This is a genomic window from Mesorhizobium sp. M7A.F.Ca.US.005.03.2.1, from assembly GCF_003997795.1.
GTDB classification, from domain to species: Bacteria; Pseudomonadota; Alphaproteobacteria; order Rhizobiales; family Rhizobiaceae; genus Mesorhizobium; species Mesorhizobium ciceri.
Genome location: NZ_RZRP01001566.1, coordinates 1 through 531, shown reverse-complemented (window position 1 = coordinate 531; position 531 = coordinate 1). Strand labels below are relative to the sequence as shown.

Genomic DNA, 531 nt, shown 5'->3' with positions numbered 1-531 from the left:
AGTTCGACGGTGGTGAGATCGCTCATGCCGACCTCCATGACAGGAGGCCACGAACAAGCATGGTGAAGCGAGGGGCGGAAAAAGTGGTCTTGTTCCGGTAAGAGCAGTGGACGTCGATCGCTCTCGGCATCGCCGAAAGATTAGGGCTCGGCCGTCGCCCACAGCCTCGCCGACCTGCGCTTTGCGTTAGTAAGAATCGGAAGGATTCTCGGTTAGAAACGTTAGAGGAGCCGGTTCGGCAATCGCCACAATGGCTTAGGATCGAATCCGGTTCCTGATAGCACGGGAATCCGGTTCCCGATGGCACGGGAGTTGCGGTTCCTGATAGCACGGGCCTGTCCACAGTCATTTCACAGCCTTGGTCGGTCGAGCGCGCGGCGCGCGCTGCGTCGCGTACGGTTCCGGCGGGTTGGGTTGGAAGCTCAGGCGCGATCGGCCATCAGGATCGATGGTGAGCGCGAGCCGATAGCCAGGCAGCGGTTGGCGACGGACGATCTCGCGCAGATCGAAGGTGAAGCGCTTGAAGTGGGA

The 531-nt window shown here is 60.8% G+C and carries 1 pseudogene; it reads right to left on the bottom strand.

The window, feature by feature from the left end:
* Positions 1–345 precede the first annotated feature (345 nt).
* Positions 346–531: pseudogene (locus EN991_RS40540) on the bottom strand (replication initiator protein A); the annotation flags it as partial.